Raw genomic sequence first — 16,348 nt, forward strand, 5'->3', positions numbered from 1 at the left:
TTACAAGAAATTCATCTGCTCGTCTGTGTTCAGAATTTTTTTCAAAAATGTTTTTCGATGAATTTTAATGGGTCCAAACTTAAGAAGTGCCTTTACATGATCCTTTGTGCCGTAGCCCTTGTTTTTAGAAAAACTGTAAAGAGGAAACTCTTTGTCCAGTTCTTCCATTTGCCTGTCGCGGGTCACCTTTGCGATAATAGATGCTGCAGCAATTCCGTGGCATCTTGCATCTCCATGTATTATGTTTGACTGAGGTATGGAAAGATCAAGTTTTTCAGCATCAATGAGAAGGTAGTCAGGAATTACAGCATTTCCTTCGTTATCTCTCAAATTTGCTATTGCCTGTATCATGGCAAGCTTAGTGGCATTTTTAATATTTATCTCATCAACTGTTGTGCAGTCCATTTCGCCTATTCCTACAGCAACAGCAGAATCCATGATGAGGTCGTACATCTTGTCTCTTTTTTTGGCAGTGAGTTTTTTAGAATCATTCACACCTTCTATCAATAAGCCCTTAGGCATTATAACAGCACATGCAACAACGCTACCTGCCAGGCAGCCTCTGCCTACTTCATCAATGCAAGCAATATAATTGTAACCCTTGTCCCAAATTTCTTTTTCAATTGTAAGCATATTTCCCTCCCATATAAAATTAAGAGTGAAGAATTAAGAATGAAGAATTGTGGTTAAAATCAGGCTCTGCCTGATTTTTTCTTTTAATTATTAACTCTTAACTCTTAATTCTTAATTGCACTTTCTGGTGTTTCTAAAGTAATTTTTCCTAATTTTCCTGCTCTGAAGTCATTCAACAACAAATTTGCAACCCTTAAATAATCAATATCCTTGTTGGGTAGAATGTATCCTTTTTTAAATGCAATGTTGTCTAAAATATCAAGGGGTTTTTGTCCTGCTTCAATATCATACTTTTCCAGTATTGCATCGACTTTACCCATTTCAGCCATTTTTTCAACAAACTTCAATGAAATTTCTTCAAGCTCAAGCACTTCATCCTTTATGGCTCCCGTAAATGTAAGGTTCAAAGCACCAATTTTATCTTCAAATTTCGGCCACAGTATTCCGGGCGTATCTAAAAGATCAATGTTGCCGGCAAGATGCATCCACTGCTTGCCCTTTGTGATGCCCGGCATATTTCCTGTCTTGGCACTTTTTCTTTTGCACAGGGAATTTATGAGAGTTGATTTGCCCACATTTGGGATTCCAACTATCATTGCTTTTATGGTCCTGTTAAGAATTCCTTTATTTTTATATCTTTCTACAATTTCCTTTGAAGCTTCAGCAATTGCTGCTTCCAGTTTCTTTAATTCCTTGTTGTTTGTTGAGTTGTAAAGAACAACGCTCCAACCCTTGCTTCTGTAATACTCTTCCCACTGTTTGTTTAAGTTTGGATCTGAAAGGTCGTATTTGTTTAAAACTATGAGCCTTTTCTTGTCTTTGAACAAACTGTCAAAGTCCGGATTCTTGCTGCTTGCAGGAATCCTCGCATCTATTACTTCAATTACAATATTGACCAGCTTTATATTTTCCTGAAGCAGATCTTTTGTTTTTTTCATGTGACCCGGATACCAATTTATATTCATATATACCTCTTCTTTCAAAAAAAATTGAGGACATCCGCCCTCAATTAATAATTCTTCAACTCTTTAACTTTAGTTGCCTTACCAGTTCTTTCTCTCAGGTAGAACAATTTAGCACGTCTAACTTGACCACGTCTAGTTACTTCGATTTTTTCAATCTTTGGTGAATGTACAGGGAATGTTCTTTCAACTCCAATTCCGTAAGAAATTTTTCTTACTGTGAAAGTTTCTCTGTTGCTTCCGTGTTGTCTTCTAATAACAACGCCTTCGAAAACCTGGATTCTTTCTCTGTTACCTTCTTTTATTTTAACGTGTACTTTTATTGTATCTCCAACATTGAAAGGTGTAACATCACCTTTAAGCTGTTCGTTTTCTATAGATTTAATTAAGTCCATTTGTATACCTCCCTTCGCCTAAGCGTTCTTGTTACTCTTTGTACAGAGGACCGCCGTATACTCTAGTGCATTATATCACAGAGCTTGAACACATACAACCTTTATTTGTATTTCACAGATAATTTGTTGTATTTTTCAATTATGCTGCTGTCCTTTATCATATCAGGACGTCTTTTTAAGGTAATTTCAATTGCCTTATATAAACGCCATTCTTCTATGTTTTTATGATGCCCGGACAATAAAATTTCCGGAACTTCCATGTCTTTATATTTTTCCGGTCTGGTGTATTGCGGATATTCCAGTAAACTTCCGCTGTGAGATTCCTCTACAGAAGATTCATCACATCCCAAGACTCCAGGCAACAATCTTCCGACTGCATCAATAAGCATGAGTGCAGGAAGCTCGCCGCTTGTGAGGACATAATCTCCCATAGATATTTCCTCATCCACATATCTGTCTATGATTCTTTGATCTATGCCTTCATAATGCCCTGCAATGAGCACAATATGCTCTTTTTTGGATAGTTCTTTTGCTTTATTTTGATTAAACAAACTGCCTTTTGGTGATAAATAAATAATATATGAATTATCTTTTTTTATAGCATCTAGGGCGTTAAACATGGGCTCAGGCTTTATAAGCATGCCGGGTCCACCGCCATAGGGATAATCATCTACCTTTTTATGCTTGTCTTCAGAATAATCCCGAAGATTGGCATATCCAATGTTAAACAGGCTGTTTTCAACAGCTCTGCCGATGATTCCGTTTTTTGTATAAATATCAATAAGCTCTGGAAATAATGTAACTATGTCAAATTTCATTCCAGCAACCCCTCAATGACATGTATAACCATTTTCTTTTCTTTAACGCTGACTTCCTTGATAACTTCCTTGACAGCAGGTATTAAATATGATTTATTTTTGTCCTTAACTTCGTAGACATCATTAGCTCCGGTCTGATAAATTTCACTTATCTTTCCGATATATTCTCCTAAATCAGAATATACTTCCATTCCTTCAAGATCAAACAAATAATAAGAACCTTCAGGCAATTCTCTAAGCTGGTCATCATATATGGAAATAAATGTGTTTCTTAGAGATTCTGCAGCATCCATATCATTAATATCTTCAAGCTCCAGATAAACCAATCCTTTGCGGTACCACACATTTTTGATTTTTCGCTTTTTGTTGTCTTTTTCAGTATAGACATACAGAAGTTCATCAAATCTTTCCATATCATCGGTCAACGGTATGCATTTCAAACATCCCTTGACTCCATGAGTGTTTACTATTTTTCCAACTTTTATATATTCTTTCATCTTTACCTCTGTCCATTACATGGAACTACTGAATAATCTCAACTATAACTCTTTTGTTTTCTTTTGTGGCAGCAGCTTTGACTACAGTTCTTATAGCCTTTGCGATTCTGCCTTGTTTTCCGATTACCTTACCCATGTCATCAGGAGCAACTTTTAATTCTATTATCAGTGATTGACTGCCTTCAACTTCATTGACCGTTACAAGATCGGGATTATCAACTAGTGATTTTGCTATATATTCTACTAATTCACCCATTATATCACCTCTTATTTATTTTCATCTCTTTTTTCATAAATACCGTTAGTCTTGAATAACATGCTAACTGTATCTGTAGGTTTTGCTCCGTTGTTCAACCATTTTATTGCGCTTTCATCGTTGATTTTTATTTCTTTTGGTTCAGAAACTGGATTGTAGAATCCTATTTCTTCAATGAAACGTCCATCTCTTGGAGAACGAGAATCAGCAACTACTATTCTGTAAAAAGGTTTCTTTTTGGAACCCATTCTTTTTAATCTAATTTTAACTGACATATTGTCACCTCCTTATAATCTTTTTATATATGAAAAAGGAAAATCCTAATTCTAACAACTGTAATACATCCCGCAGGGTTAGGGCATCTTAGAACGGCATTTTAAATCTGCCCATACCGCCTAAACCTTTTTTCTTGCCCATTGTCTTCTCCATGGCGGAGAATTTTTTCATCATTTTCTTCATATCATCGTATTGTTTCAAGAGCTGATTTACTCTTTGAACTGATGTGCCGCTTCCAGCTGCAATTCTTTTTCTTCTGCTTCCATTTATGATATTTGGGTTTGCTCTTTCTTTCTTTGTCATGGACTGTATTATGGCTTCAGTGAAAACCAGTTCTTTTTCATTGATTTTCAAATCCTTAAGCTTTTTGTTCTGTCCTATGCCCGGTATCATTCCAAGCAAATCTTCAAGAGGTCCCATGTTTTTCATCTGCTGAAGCTGCTGCAAGAAGTCATCAAGATTGAAGTCTTGTTTCTTTAGCTTCTTCTGCATTTCTATGGCTTGTTTTTCATCAAAAGCATCCTGTGCCTTTTCAATTATTGAAAGAACATCTCCCATGCCAAGGATTCTTGAAGCCATTCTGTCAGGATAGAAAATTTCAAGCTGATCCATTTTCTCGCCCACTGACAGGAACTTAATAGGTTTTTCCACAACATTTCTTATGGACAATGCAGCTCCACCTCTGGCGTCGCCGTCAACCTTTGTGAGGATTACTCCCGTTATGTCAAGGTACTGGTTGAATGTTTCAGCAACCTTTACAGCATCCTGACCTGTCATTGCATCCAAAAGGAGCAATATTTCTTCCGGCTTGACTGTCTGTTTTATCTGAACAAGCTCATCCATTAGGCTTTCATCTATGTGCAGACGACCGGCGGTATCTATTATCACAACGTCAATGCCGTGCTTCATGGCATATTTCGTCGCTTCTTTGGCTATTGTTACAGGGCTTGTTTTATCGCCCATCTGGAACACAGGAACTCCTACGCTTTCACCCACAACTTCAAGCTGCTTAATGGCAGCAGGTCTGTATATGTCGCAGGCAACCAACAGAGGTTTTTTCCCATCTTTTTTAAGTTTTCTTGCAAGCTTTCCTGTTGCAGTAGTCTTACCTGCACCTTGAAGACCGCACATCATAAAGTATGTTATGTCATTAGGATTAAATTTAAGTTTGCTTTCGCCCTGCTGTCCCATGGTCTTAACAAGTTCTTCGTGAACTATTTTCACAACCTGTTGTCCCGGTGTAAGGCTTTCCATTACTTCTGAGCCTAATGCTCTTTCCTTTACGTTATTAACAAATGTTTTAACAACTTTATAGTTTACATCTGCTTCAAGCAAGGACATCTTGACTTCCTTCATTGCAAGGTCTATATCTTTTTCAGAAAGCTTTCCTTTGCCTTTAAGTTTTTGCAGCGTGCTTTGCAGTTTATCAGATAAATTCTCAAACATTCGATTCTACCCTTCGTTTAATATTTTTCCGGCTTCGTTAACTATATTTTCAACAGTATCTTTGTATTTTTCGTCATTTATGAGTGAGCACAGCCTCAAAATATTTTCAGCTGCTTTATAATATCTGTCATACTTGTAATGAAGTTTCATTTTATCTTCATACTCTGTCAAACTCTTTTCAGCCTTTTTCAATGCATCGTGGACACCTTGCCTGCTGATGTTCATGTCTTCGGCAATTTCAGATAAGCTCAGGTCCTGATTGTAATAAAGGTCTATTATGTTTGCCTGGTTGTCTTTAAGCAAATCTCCATAATAATCGTACAGGATGCTATATAAAAAATTTTTCTCTGACATATAACCACCTACTGTAAAGTATTTTGCTTGACAGTGAATTCTACCTTACTTCAGACCATTTGTCAACTGTTTTTAGAAAATTTTTTTAAAATTTTTCTAAATGAAAAATTAAGAGTTAAGAATTAAGAATTAAATGAAGAAATCAGGCATAGCCTGATTTCAATCAATAATTCTTCACTCTTCATTCTTAATTCTTAATTAATAAGAGTTCTTAATTGAATACCGTTATTCAAAGATTGCATTGACAAAGTCTTCTGCATTGAAGTCCTGAAGGTCGTCGATTTTTTCTCCCACTCCAACATACTTTATAGGTATCTTAAGTTCATTTACTATTGGGAATGCAATTCCGCCCTTGGCTGTGCCGTCAAGCTTTGTGAGAATCAGACCATTTATGCTGCAAGTTTCGCTGAAAAGCTTCGCTTGAATGATTCCGTTTTGACCTGTTGTAGCATCTATTACAAGATATACGTCAATTTTAGCCTCCGAAAACTCCTTGTCTACTATTTTGAAAATCTTGCTCAATTCATTCATTAGATTTTTCTTGTTGTGAAGTCTTCCTGCTGTGTCGCAAATAAGTATGTCGCTTTTACGGGCCTTAGCAGCCTGAATGGCATCAAATATAACCGCTCCCGGATCAGTGCCGTTTTCTGAAGCAATTATTTCTACATCAGCTCTTGTACACCACTCTTTCAGCTGCTCAACTGCTGCGGCTCTGAATGTGTCTGCTGCTGCAACAATTACTTTTTCACCCTGCTCCTTGAACCTGTATGCTAATTTCCCAATGGAAGTTGTTTTACCAACTCCGTTAACTCCCACAATAAGAATTATTCTTTGCTGATTTTCAGATGGTTCTTTGTCTTCGTGTTCCTCAAGCATGTTCACAAGATATTTTTTTATTACATTTTTAATTTCAGAAGTGTCTTCAAGCTTGTTTTTTCTTACTTCCTGCTTGATATATTCAATGATGTCCATGGTAGTTTCCATTCCCATGTCAGAAGTAATAAGAATTTCTTCAAGTTCCTCCAGAAATTCATCATCGATTTTTCTGTGTGCAAATACAATATTTTCAATTTGTTCAGTTAGGTTTTTTTTTGTTTTTGAAAGGCCTTCTTTTAACCTGGCAAAAAAGCCCTTTTTTTCTTTTTCCTTATCCATGTGTTCTCCTTTTTTATGAATAATGAATACTAATAATTGATGTAGAGATTTATGCTTCACATAAATCTCCACAATTAATTCCTAATTCTTAATTCTTCACTCTTAATTGTTATATGGCGTCTGACAGCTTCAGTGACACCAGCTTTGTAACACCCTTTTCTTCCATAGTGGCACCGTAAAGAGTGTCTGCGCATTCCATTGTTCCTTTTCTGTGAGTTATTACTATAAACTGAGTTTCTCTTGAAAATTCCTTCAGGTATTGAGAAAAGCGATTTATGTTTACATCATCAAGTGCTGCTTCAATCTCGTCAAGGATGCAGAATGGTGTTGGTTTTGTCTTTAAAATTGCAAACAAAAGTGCAATGGCCGTAAGAGCCTTTTCTCCTCCTGATAAAAGAGTTATTTTGCTGAGTTTCTTTCCTGGAGGCTGGACCGTTATTTCAATGTTGCTGTTGAGTGCATCGTCTTCGTCTTCCAGATACACATCTCCGTTTCCTCCGTTGAAAAGTTTCTTGAACACTTCATTAAACTTAACTCTGATGCTGGCAAATTCCTCAACGAACTTATCACGCATTTGAACTTCAAGTTCTTTTATAACGTCATTTAACTGTTCCTTGGCATCTACAAGGTCCTTTTGCTGACTTTTAAGGAAGTCGTACCTTTCTTTAACTTCCTCATATTCTTCAATTGCGTCTATGTTTATGTTTCCAAGGTCCTTAATTGCCTTCTTGCATGCATTAACTTCGCTGTACAGTCTTGACTGACTTATGGAGTCATCCTTATACTTTAAAGCCATGGCGTAGTTTAATTCATAGTCTTCCCAAAGTTTCGAGGATATTTCTTCAACCTTTGAAATTTCTCTTTCAATTTTCACATTCATCTTGTTTTCATCATCAAGAATTTCTGTGATTGTTTTGTTTGCTTCATTTATTTTATTCTGATATTCGTATATTTCATTTTGGCTTATATCAAGATTTTCCTTGTTCGTTTTGAAAACTTCATTAATCTTATTTATTTCTTCCTTGAGTGTTTCTGCTTTTTTGCTAAAATCAGCAATTGCATTTTCAGCAGTAAGGATTTCTGTGTAAATGCTTTTCAAATTTTCATCCTTTGAAAATTTAAGCATGTTGTTTCTTTCAATTTCAGATTGTATGTTGTTGATTTTTTCTTCCTTCAGTTTTATTTGCTGAATTATTTCAGCAACATGATCTCTCTGACCTAAAATAACAGCGTTGTATTCATCATACTTTGTTTTATTTGCTTCATTTTCCAGGGAAATTGCTTCAATTGCCTTTTCTTTTTCTTCGACTTGTTTTTTAAGCTCTTCCGTTTGTAAAAATATTTTCTTAAGGTCTTCTTTGTATTTTGTACTTTCTTCCTGTATATAATGCATTTCTTCAGTGTATTTTTTTATGGCCGAAGCAGTCTTGTCCGCCTGTTCCTGAAGCATGTTTATCTTTGAAGCGTTCATTCCAATTAAATTTGTTTTGTCGTTTATTGTTGCCTTAATATCACTGATTGCTTCGCTTATATTTTTGATTGCTTTTATAGCATTGTTTAATTTATCATTCTTATCATTTAAAAGAGCGGTATATTTTTCTGCAGCTTCCTTCAATTCTTCAATTTCTCTTTTTCTTCCCAAAAGGTTTTGGTTGCTGCTTATGTGTCCACCTGTTACGGAACCCCCTGCATTGATCACATCTCCTGCAAGAGTGACTATTTTTAATGAGTTTCCAAGACGTCTTGAAATTTTAAATCCGTTGTCCAGGTTGTCCACAACCAGGATTCTGCCAAGCAGAAACTTAATTACTCTTTCATATTCCGGATTTGTGTTTACAAGCAAGTCAGCAGTATTGATTACGCTTTTATCCTTGAGAACTTCCTGCTCTTTTGCAGACAATCCTCTTTCCTGAAGCATGTTTATTGGCAGGAATGTGACTCGTCCCACCTTGTTTCTTTTCAGATAATCAATTATATTACCTGCTTCCTGCTCAGTTTTTACAATTATATTTTGAATTGCTGAACCAAGAGCTATTTCAATTGCAGTTTCATATTCCTTTTCAGTCTTAATAATGTCTGCCACTGTTCCAAGTATGGATTTTAAAACAGGTTCCTTGTCCTTGTTGTTCATTACAGTCTTGATACTTTTATAGTATCCGTCGTAGTAAGCTTCCATGTTTGAAAGTATGTTCATTTTTGACCTGGCGCTGCTTAGGTCTTCACCAGTCTTTTTGATGTCTTGATTAAGAGATTCTCTTTCATTTTCCTTTTTACTGAGATTACCGGATTCTTTATTCAGCTCGGTTCTTTTTTCAGCTATGTATTCTTTTGTACTTTCCTGCTCTTCCTTAAGCTTTGTGATTATGTCAAGCTTACTTTTCATGTCTTCTTCTTCTGTGGACACTTCTTTAGCAAGATGTTCAATTCTTTCCTCATCGTTAGAAATGAATGAATCAATAGTGCTTTTCTGGCTGTTCAGTTTGTTTATTTCCTTGTGAAGCTCGAAAAGGCTGCTTTTTTGTTCCTCGATTTTTGCTACAACATCGTCAATTTTAGCTTTGTATTCCTTGATTTCCTCATTCATTGAGTTGAATTTTTTAGTGTCTTTGTTCAATGTTTCTTCAAGGTCTTTTTTTTCTGCACACAACAATTCTATACTTTCATTTAGAGCTGCATTTCTATTGTTTGTCTCTTCTATTTCTTTTTCTATGTTTTCAATGTTGCTCTTGTAAAGTATTTTCTTTTCACGATGAACCTGGCACAGGCTCTGACAGCTTTCAAATTCCTTGTTTCGTATGTCTCTTTCAGCTTCAAGCTCCTTAATTATTAACTGAAGGTCGCTTATTTTTTCCTTTTGAGATACAATTGTTTCAGCAATGGCATCCCTTCTTTTTTGGAGATTTTGCTTTTCTTCAATTGCAATGTTCTTTTGATTTTCAAGGGCCCTCAGCTGCTCGTTGTGCTTTTCGTATTCATGGGCCAGATAGTTTAGCTCATACAGCTTTAAATTGTTTTTGATGTCAATGTACTGCTTTGCACGCTTGCTTTGTTCGTGAAGAGGCTCAATGCGCTCTTCAAGCTCATGGATTATGTCTTCGATTCTGTCAAGGTTGTCGCTTGTTTTTTCAAGCTTCCTTTCAGATTCTTCCTTTCTTGACTTGTACTTCACAATGCCTGAGGCTTCTTCAAAAACCTGTCTTCTTGTTTCAGAGTTGGGGCTTAAGATGTCCTCAACGCGGCCTTGTCCTATAAATGAATAGCCGTCTCTTCCTATTCCCGTGTCCATGAACAGTTCCTTGATATCTTTAAGCCTGCACTGTTGCTTGTTTATGTAATATTCGCTTTCACCTGTTTTGTAAAGCTTTCTTTTGATGCTTACTTCCTTGTATTCCACAGGAATAATTCCTGATTCGTTGTCAAAAATCAGGTTTACTTCTGCATATCCCAGAGGCATTCTCTTTTCAGTTCCAGCAAAAATAACATCATCCATTTTGCCCCCTCTTAAAGACTTGGCACTTTGCTCTCCAAGAACCCATTTGATTGCATCGGATATGTTGCTTTTGCCGCTTCCGTTTGGACCTACAACTGCAGTTATTCCATGTTCAACTACAATTTCAGTTTTTTCTGCAAAAGATTTAAATCCATTGACATATACCTTTTTTAAAAACATATTTCCCCCTATTGCAGATCTAGATAGTTTTGAAAAATAAGGCTTTTGTCAAAACTTCCTATTTTCTTATTTTTGTCATATATTATTATTTCGTCAGTATTGTTTAATTTTTTAAATGAAATTTGCTTTAGATGAAAAATTTCCATTAGTTTCTTAACGTTTGACTTTTTTTGTCCTGCAAGAAAACTCATGAGTTTGTCATCAGCCTCTATTATTATATGTTTGTCATTAAGTTCTTCATTATTTAAAGCTGCAATTAAAGAAGACAAATATAATTTTTCTTCAACCAGCTGCCTGAAGGCAGGATGAAACGGACCTGCAGCCACATCTTCCCCTTCATTGATGGAATCTGAGTTTTGAAGGCCTATTCTTATAACATTTATATTGTTTACAGCATAATGGCTGTAAATGACTGCTGAAATATCAACGGCTTCTTCCAAAGAGAGGGGCTTGTAAGCACCTTCCTCATACATGTTTAAAAGTTCCGTGTCCTTGATTGTAAGGGTGGGGTAAATTCTAACCATGTCAGGATGCATTGCTATGGAGTCAAGACAAGTCTTTATATCCTTTTTTCTTGTGCTTCCCGGAAGTCCAGGCATAATCTGATGACCCAGAACAAATCCGTGTTTTTTTATGAGCATGCTGGCATTTATGGAATCATTTCTGCTGTGACCACGGTTTGATTTCTTAAGAACCTCATCATCAAGACTTTGAATTCCAAGTTCTATGATGTCCATGCCGTATTTTTTTTGCAATATTAAAATATCGTCCGTAATGGCATCAGGTCTTGTGGAACACCTTATAGAATCAACAACTCCCATGTCCTTGTAATGTTTGCCTGCAGCAAGAAGCTCTTCCTGCATATTTATATCAATTGCCGTAAAAGATCCTCCAAAAAATGCCAGCTCTGTGTAGGTGTCTTCATTGATTGTTTTTCTGTATTCTTCCACAATATCTTTGACATATTTGCCGCTTGGGGCAACTGTGCCCATGCCTGTAATTTTTTTCTGATTGCAGAACACACAGTCATTGGGACATCCAATATGAGGAACAAACACAGGAATTATTTTCATTTTTTTATTCATTTAACTGACCTTCTGACTTCAATGCATTTTTAGCGGCATCTTGTTCAGCAAGCTTCTTGCTTTTACCTGTTCCTTTACCAACAACGGTCTTGTTAACAAGGACATTTACATGGAACATCTTTTCATGGTCAGGTCCTTCTTCTTTTGTCACCACATATCTGATTTTGCACGACTGACTTTTGCTCTGGTAATATTCCTGAAGATATGATTTAAAATCTGTGACTATTTTTCCTTTCACCGCCAGCTGAATATACTTTGTGAGATTGTCAAGTACAAATTCCTCAGCCTTTCTATATCCTCCGTCAATGTAAATAGCTGCAATTATTGCTTCTACAGCATCGGCAAGTATTGATTTTCTTTCTCTTCCTCCTGATGCTTCCTCGCCCTTTCCAAGAAGAAGGAATCTTCCAATTTGAAGATTTGCCGCAACAAGGCTTAATGTGTCTTCGCACACAACCTGAGATCTTAGTTTTGTAAGGTCTCCTTCCGGATAATCCGGAAATTTATCAAAAATGAAGCGGCTTACAGTAATACTTAATACAGCATCACCTAAAAATTCTAGCCTTTCGTTGTTTACCTTGCTGTATGATTTATCTTCATTTGAATAGGAGCTGTGTGTAAGAGATTTTTCCAATATTTCAATGTTCTTAAAACTGTAACCGATTATTTCCTCAAATTCGTTTAGTTCCTTAATATCTATAATCACTGTTCCTCCCAATGATTATAATTGTTTATTATGCTCACGAAAAGTTTCATAAATATAATAAATAATTATAACTTAATTTAATATACAGGACGCATTTCTGCGTCCCTAAATTATGTTCTCAATATATTATTATAAAATAAATATAATTACATATCAATGCTTTCTTCTAAGTAATTGACAATATCTCCCACTGTATTGATTTGTTCAATGCTCTCGTCATCAATTTCGATATCAAATTCGTCTTCGATAGCCATTACCAATTCAAACAATGTTATAGAATCAGCTTCCAGGTCATCTGTAAAAGATGTTTCCAGTGTTATATCTTCAGGATCAACACCTAATTTATCAGCTATAAGCTCTTTAATTCTTTCAAACACATCAATCACCTCCTTGTTATACTTTCTTCAATCAATTCATTTACATTGCTCTCGCAGCACATTTTAGCCTGACGAATGGCATTTTTAATTGCTTTTTCATCGGAACTTCCATGAGCTTTTATTACAGGAGCTTTTACTCCCAATAAAGGTGCTCCTCCATGTTCTGAATAATCAAATTTGTTTTTGAAATTCATCAATGCAGGCTTTATAAGTGCTGCGCCTATTTTTGTCCTCGTTGATGACATAAGTTCATTTTTGAGTCCCTTCATAAGTTCCAGCACAGTTCCCTCTAAAGTTTTTAAAATCATATTACCAACAAAACCGTCACAAACTATTATATCCGCTTTTCCCTGAAGTATTTCTCTTGCTTCAATATTACCGATAAAATTCATTGGTAATTTTGTGTTTTCAAGAAGTTCATAAGTTTCGACAGTTAATTTGTCTCCCTTTGACTTCTCTGCTCCAATATTGGCAAGTGCAATACGGGGATTTTCAACATTCATGACTTTTTTGAGGTATATGTCTCCCATCATAGCGAAATCATATAGAAATTCGGGTTTTGAATCCACATTTGCGCCGGAATCAATTAAAAGTGCAAAACCTCCGCTCATGTTTGGTATGAGCGAGCCTATTGCAGGTCTTTGAATACCTTCAATTCTTCCGACAATGAGTGTTCCTCCGCTTAACAGCGCTCCTGTGCTTCCGGCAGAAACAACAGCATCAGCTTCTTTATTTTTAACTGCATTGCATGCTACCACCAATGATGAATCTTTCTTGCGCCTGATTGCCATTACAGGCTTGTCATCGTTAGTGATAACTTCTTCTGCATTAATAATTTCAATTTTGTTAAAGCTTGATGTGTACTTTTCAAGCAATTGTTTTACTTCCTTTTCTTTTCCGGAAAGTATAACACTTAAGTTGTACTCATCTCTGGCAAGTATGCTGCCCTTGACAATAGCCTCAGGCGCATTGTCGCCACCCATGGCGTCTACTGCGACTTTCATATAGCACCTCTTGTTCCTATATTTTTCTCATAGACTAGTATAACGTAGACGCATTTGTTTTGCAATAAAAAAATAGTGCATTCGCACTACTTTTTACTCAACGCTCATAACTTCTTTGCCGTTATAAAATCCACAAGCTCCACATACTCTGTGAGGAAGCTTTGGTTCATGACACTGTGGGCATTCTATAGTATTTGGAACTGTTAATCTAGATTTCGCAGTTCTTCTTCTATCTCTTCTAGCTTTGGAAGTTTTTCTCTTAGGTACTGCCATTGTAACACCTCCTTAATCCTTCAACAGGTCTTTTAATTTATTAAATCGCGGATCTGTTAAATTGTTTTCGCATTTGCATTCTTCTAAATTTAAATTTACTCCGCAAGTCGGGCATATACCTTTGCAGTCTTGTTTACACAAGGACTTCATAGGCATGGACAAATAAATCATCTGTTTTATAATTTCGTCCAAATTAACACATCCGTCTGTAATTACTAGCTGAATTTCATCAGATTCTTCATCTTCGCTTAATTTTGACACAATAACCGCTTCAAACTTTGTTACAACAGTATTGTCAAAGTCTTCCAGGCACCTTGCACAAACATCCGCAAAGGTGTACTTGATTGTGCCCGTTAACAAAACACTGTCTTCAACCTTGAAAATATCTCCTCTGAATTCAATGTTCTTATCAAGATGTGTTTTTGCTAAAAAATCTTCGTCATCTATGACAAAATTTTCATTAACATTAAAAGATAATGCATCAGATGATAAAAACTTATTTACTCGAATTAACATAGTACCACCCTTTTCATTCGCAGAGTTAATTATAAGAGAAATTAAATCTTTTGTCAAGCAATTTATTTTACACTTTTATTTGTGTGCAAGTGCTTTTGTGTCTCTTGCTATCATCAATTCCTCGTTTGTAGGAATAACATATACTTTAACTTTTGAGTTATCTTTGGAAATTTCTGCTTCTTTTCCTCTTGTGTTGTTCTTTGCATCATCAATTTCAACTCCAAGGAATTCAAGTCCTTCACAAACCTGTTTTCTTGCAGGAGCAGAGTTTTCGCCAAGACCGGCTGTGAATACCAATACATCAACGCCGCCCATTGCTGCAGCATATGAACCTATATATTTCTTAACTGTGTACGCAAATTTATCCAAAGCAAGCTGTGCTCTTGTATTTCCTTCATCTGCTGCACCCTCAATGTCTCTGAAGTCGCTGCTTACGCCTGAAATTCCAAGAACTCCTGATTTTTTGTTCATGAGGTTATCAACTTGTTCAGCTGAAATGTTTTTCTTGTTCATTAGGAATGTAACTATTGCAGGGTCTATGTCTCCGCATCTTGTTCCCATTACGAGTCCTTCAAGAGGAGTCATTCCCATACTTGTGTCAAATGATTTTCCATCTTTTATAGCTGTAAGACTTGCTCCGTTACCTAAATGGCAAGTGATTATTTTCATTCCTTCAAGTTCTTTGCCTGTTAAAGCTTCAACTCTTTCAGAAACATATTTGTGAGATGTTCCGTGGAATCCATATCTTCTGATTCCAAGTTCTTCATATAATTCGTATGGAAGCGGATATATGTAAGATACAGGAGGCATTGTCTGGTGGAAAGCTGTGTCAAATACTCCTACCATAGGTACTGATGGCAACAATTCCTGGCAAGCTTCAATACCGATTATGTTTGGTGGGTTGTGAAGAGGTGCAAGTTCAATGCATTCCTTCATAGCCTTTATAACTTCATCAGTAATAAGTACTGAATCAGCAAATTTTTCTCCGCCGTGTACAACTCTGTGTCCAACAGCATCAACTTCATCTAATGACTTAACAGCTCCGTAGTTAGCATCAACAAGAGCAGTCAACACATGATTGATTGCATCCTTGTGGTCTTTCATAGGTTCCTGGATAACAACCTTATCCATTCCTGTTTTTTCATGTTTCAAAACACTGCCTTCGATACCTATTCTTTCAACAAGACCCTTAGCCAATACACTTTCATCATTCATATTTATTAACTGGTATTTTAATGATGAACTTCCGCAGTTAATTACTAATACATTCATTTTATTCCTCCATGAGTTATTTATATATAAAATCATAAGATTTTAAAAACTTTTGTCATTTGCTGATGCCGTTTCCGGACAGCATTTTATTATTTTTTCAAATTTGTTATTGTTTAATACCACTATGTCGCAGTTTGATATTTCATATTTCCACAAATCTTTATCGTCGGCAATTTTAAGGTAGAGCAAAGCCGATTGTATTACTCCGAAGTGAGTTACCACAACGGAATTGTCAGGAACCTTGTCGAAAAAACCCGATACTCTTTTTATTATGTCTTCATATGATTCCCCTTGAGGAAATTTATATTTATGTCTTAAAGAGATCCATTTTTCAGTTTCTTCAAGGTGATTCTCCCGCATTTCTTCCCATGTCATATTTTCAAAAATTCCAAAATTCACTTCAATAAGTTTTTTTTCAACAGCAATTTTATTTATGTCAAAATTGTTTTCTTTTGAAATGATTTTTGCAGTATCAAATGCTCTCTTAAGAGGGCTTGAGAATATATTTGAAATATGAGCATCTTTTAAATTCATTGCAGCTATAAGCGCCTGTTCCCTGCCGTTTTCTGACAGTTCCACATCAGTTATGCCGCTGTATCTTTTTGTTATATTGGACAGGGATTCCCCATGCCGAACTAAGTATATCATAATTA

19 protein-coding genes are annotated in these 16,348 nt (G+C 36.0%); all 19 read right to left on the reverse strand.

Going from position 1 to position 16,348, the window contains the following annotated elements; all coding sequences use genetic code 11:
* The 19 genes from BN358_RS14605 to BN358_RS14695 all read right to left on the reverse strand — a co-directional run bounded on the left by BN358_RS14605 (window position 1) and on the right by BN358_RS14695 (window position 16,343).
* The gene (locus BN358_RS14605; RefSeq protein ID WP_019227120.1) at window positions 1–633 is read right to left on the reverse strand and encodes a ribonuclease HII; all 633 of its coding nucleotides are present in this window, start codon (window positions 631–633) and stop codon (window positions 1–3) included.
* A gap of 104 nt (window positions 634–737) precedes the next feature.
* The gene (ylqF, locus tag BN358_RS14610) at window positions 738–1,598 is read right to left on the reverse strand and encodes a ribosome biogenesis GTPase YlqF (RefSeq protein ID WP_019227121.1); all 861 of its coding nucleotides are present in this window, start codon (window positions 1,596–1,598) and stop codon (window positions 738–740) included.
* Window positions 1,599–1,642: 44 nt separating this feature from the next.
* Window positions 1,643–1,990 (reverse strand): 50S ribosomal protein L19, encoded by a 348-nt coding sequence (gene rplS, locus BN358_RS14615; protein ID WP_019227122.1) that lies wholly within the window; start codon window positions 1,988–1,990, stop codon window positions 1,643–1,645.
* 101 nt (window positions 1,991–2,091) lie between these two features.
* Window positions 2,092–2,808, reverse strand: coding sequence for a tRNA (guanosine(37)-N1)-methyltransferase TrmD (gene trmD / locus BN358_RS14620; protein WP_019227123.1), 717 nt, complete (start codon window positions 2,806–2,808; stop codon window positions 2,092–2,094).
* Window positions 2,805–3,305, reverse strand: a complete 501-nt coding sequence (gene rimM / locus BN358_RS14625; RefSeq protein ID WP_019227124.1) for a ribosome maturation factor RimM — start codon at window positions 3,303–3,305, stop codon at window positions 2,805–2,807. Before rimM ends, trmD begins: the two co-directional genes overlap by 4 nt.
* A 25-nt stretch (window positions 3,306–3,330) precedes the next feature.
* Window positions 3,331–3,561 carry a KH domain-containing protein gene (locus BN358_RS14630; protein WP_019227125.1) on the reverse strand — a complete coding sequence of 77 codons (231 nt, stop codon included), beginning with the start codon at window positions 3,559–3,561 and terminating at the stop codon, window positions 3,331–3,333.
* Between the two features lie 11 nt (window positions 3,562–3,572).
* Window positions 3,573–3,836, reverse strand: coding sequence for a 30S ribosomal protein S16 (gene rpsP, locus BN358_RS14635; RefSeq protein WP_019227126.1), 264 nt, complete (start codon window positions 3,834–3,836; stop codon window positions 3,573–3,575).
* An 88-nt stretch (window positions 3,837–3,924) separates the two neighbouring features.
* A complete protein-coding gene (gene ffh / locus BN358_RS14640) occupies window positions 3,925–5,283 on the reverse strand; it encodes a signal recognition particle protein (protein ID WP_019227127.1) in 1,359 nt (452 codons plus the stop codon).
* Window positions 5,284–5,289: 6 nt separating this feature from the next.
* On the reverse strand, window positions 5,290–5,637 hold the full coding sequence (gene ylxM / locus BN358_RS14645) for a YlxM family DNA-binding protein (RefSeq protein WP_019227128.1): 348 nt from the start codon (window positions 5,635–5,637) through the stop codon (window positions 5,290–5,292).
* Window positions 5,638–5,862: 225 nt separating this feature from the next.
* Entirely contained in the window at window positions 5,863–6,792 is a 930-nt protein-coding gene (gene ftsY, locus BN358_RS14650) for a signal recognition particle-docking protein FtsY (protein WP_019227129.1), read from the reverse strand.
* Between the two features lie 109 nt (window positions 6,793–6,901).
* Window positions 6,902–10,462, reverse strand: a complete 3,561-nt coding sequence (smc, locus tag BN358_RS14655) for a chromosome segregation protein SMC (RefSeq protein WP_019227130.1) — start codon at window positions 10,460–10,462, stop codon at window positions 6,902–6,904.
* Window positions 10,463–10,470: 8 nt separating this feature from the next.
* Window positions 10,471–11,547: an elongator complex protein 3 gene (locus BN358_RS14660; protein ID WP_019227131.1), complete on the reverse strand. Its 1,077-nt coding sequence runs from the start codon at window positions 11,545–11,547 to the stop codon at window positions 10,471–10,473.
* Window positions 11,540–12,253, reverse strand: a complete 714-nt coding sequence (rnc, locus tag BN358_RS14665) for a ribonuclease III (protein WP_019227132.1) — start codon at window positions 12,251–12,253, stop codon at window positions 11,540–11,542. Before rnc ends, BN358_RS14660 begins: the two co-directional genes overlap by 8 nt.
* Window positions 12,254–12,399: 146 nt before the next feature.
* Window positions 12,400–12,639, reverse strand: coding sequence for an acyl carrier protein (gene acpP, locus BN358_RS14670; protein ID WP_019227133.1), 240 nt, complete (start codon window positions 12,637–12,639; stop codon window positions 12,400–12,402).
* Entirely contained in the window at window positions 12,636–13,634 is a 999-nt protein-coding gene (gene plsX, locus BN358_RS14675; protein WP_019227134.1) for a phosphate acyltransferase PlsX, read from the reverse strand. Before plsX ends, acpP begins: the two co-directional genes overlap by 4 nt.
* 93 nt (window positions 13,635–13,727) lie before the next feature.
* Window positions 13,728–13,907 (reverse strand): 50S ribosomal protein L32, encoded by a 180-nt coding sequence (gene rpmF / locus BN358_RS14680; protein WP_019227135.1) that lies wholly within the window; start codon window positions 13,905–13,907, stop codon window positions 13,728–13,730.
* A 12-nt stretch (window positions 13,908–13,919) separates the two neighbouring features.
* On the reverse strand, window positions 13,920–14,423 hold the full coding sequence (locus BN358_RS14685; protein WP_019227136.1) for a DUF177 domain-containing protein: 504 nt from the start codon (window positions 14,421–14,423) through the stop codon (window positions 13,920–13,922).
* Between the two features lie 75 nt (window positions 14,424–14,498).
* Window positions 14,499–15,695, reverse strand: coding sequence for an acetate/propionate family kinase (locus BN358_RS14690; RefSeq protein ID WP_019227137.1), 1,197 nt, complete (start codon window positions 15,693–15,695; stop codon window positions 14,499–14,501).
* Between the two features lie 42 nt (window positions 15,696–15,737).
* Window positions 15,738–16,343 (reverse strand): histidine phosphatase family protein, encoded by a 606-nt coding sequence (locus BN358_RS14695; RefSeq protein WP_019227138.1) that lies wholly within the window; start codon window positions 16,341–16,343, stop codon window positions 15,738–15,740.
* Window positions 16,344–16,348: the final 5 nt, after the last annotated feature.

The organism is Sedimentibacter sp. B4, assembly GCF_000309315.1.
Classification (GTDB): Bacteria; Bacillota; Clostridia; order Tissierellales; family Sedimentibacteraceae; genus Sedimentibacter; species Sedimentibacter saalensis.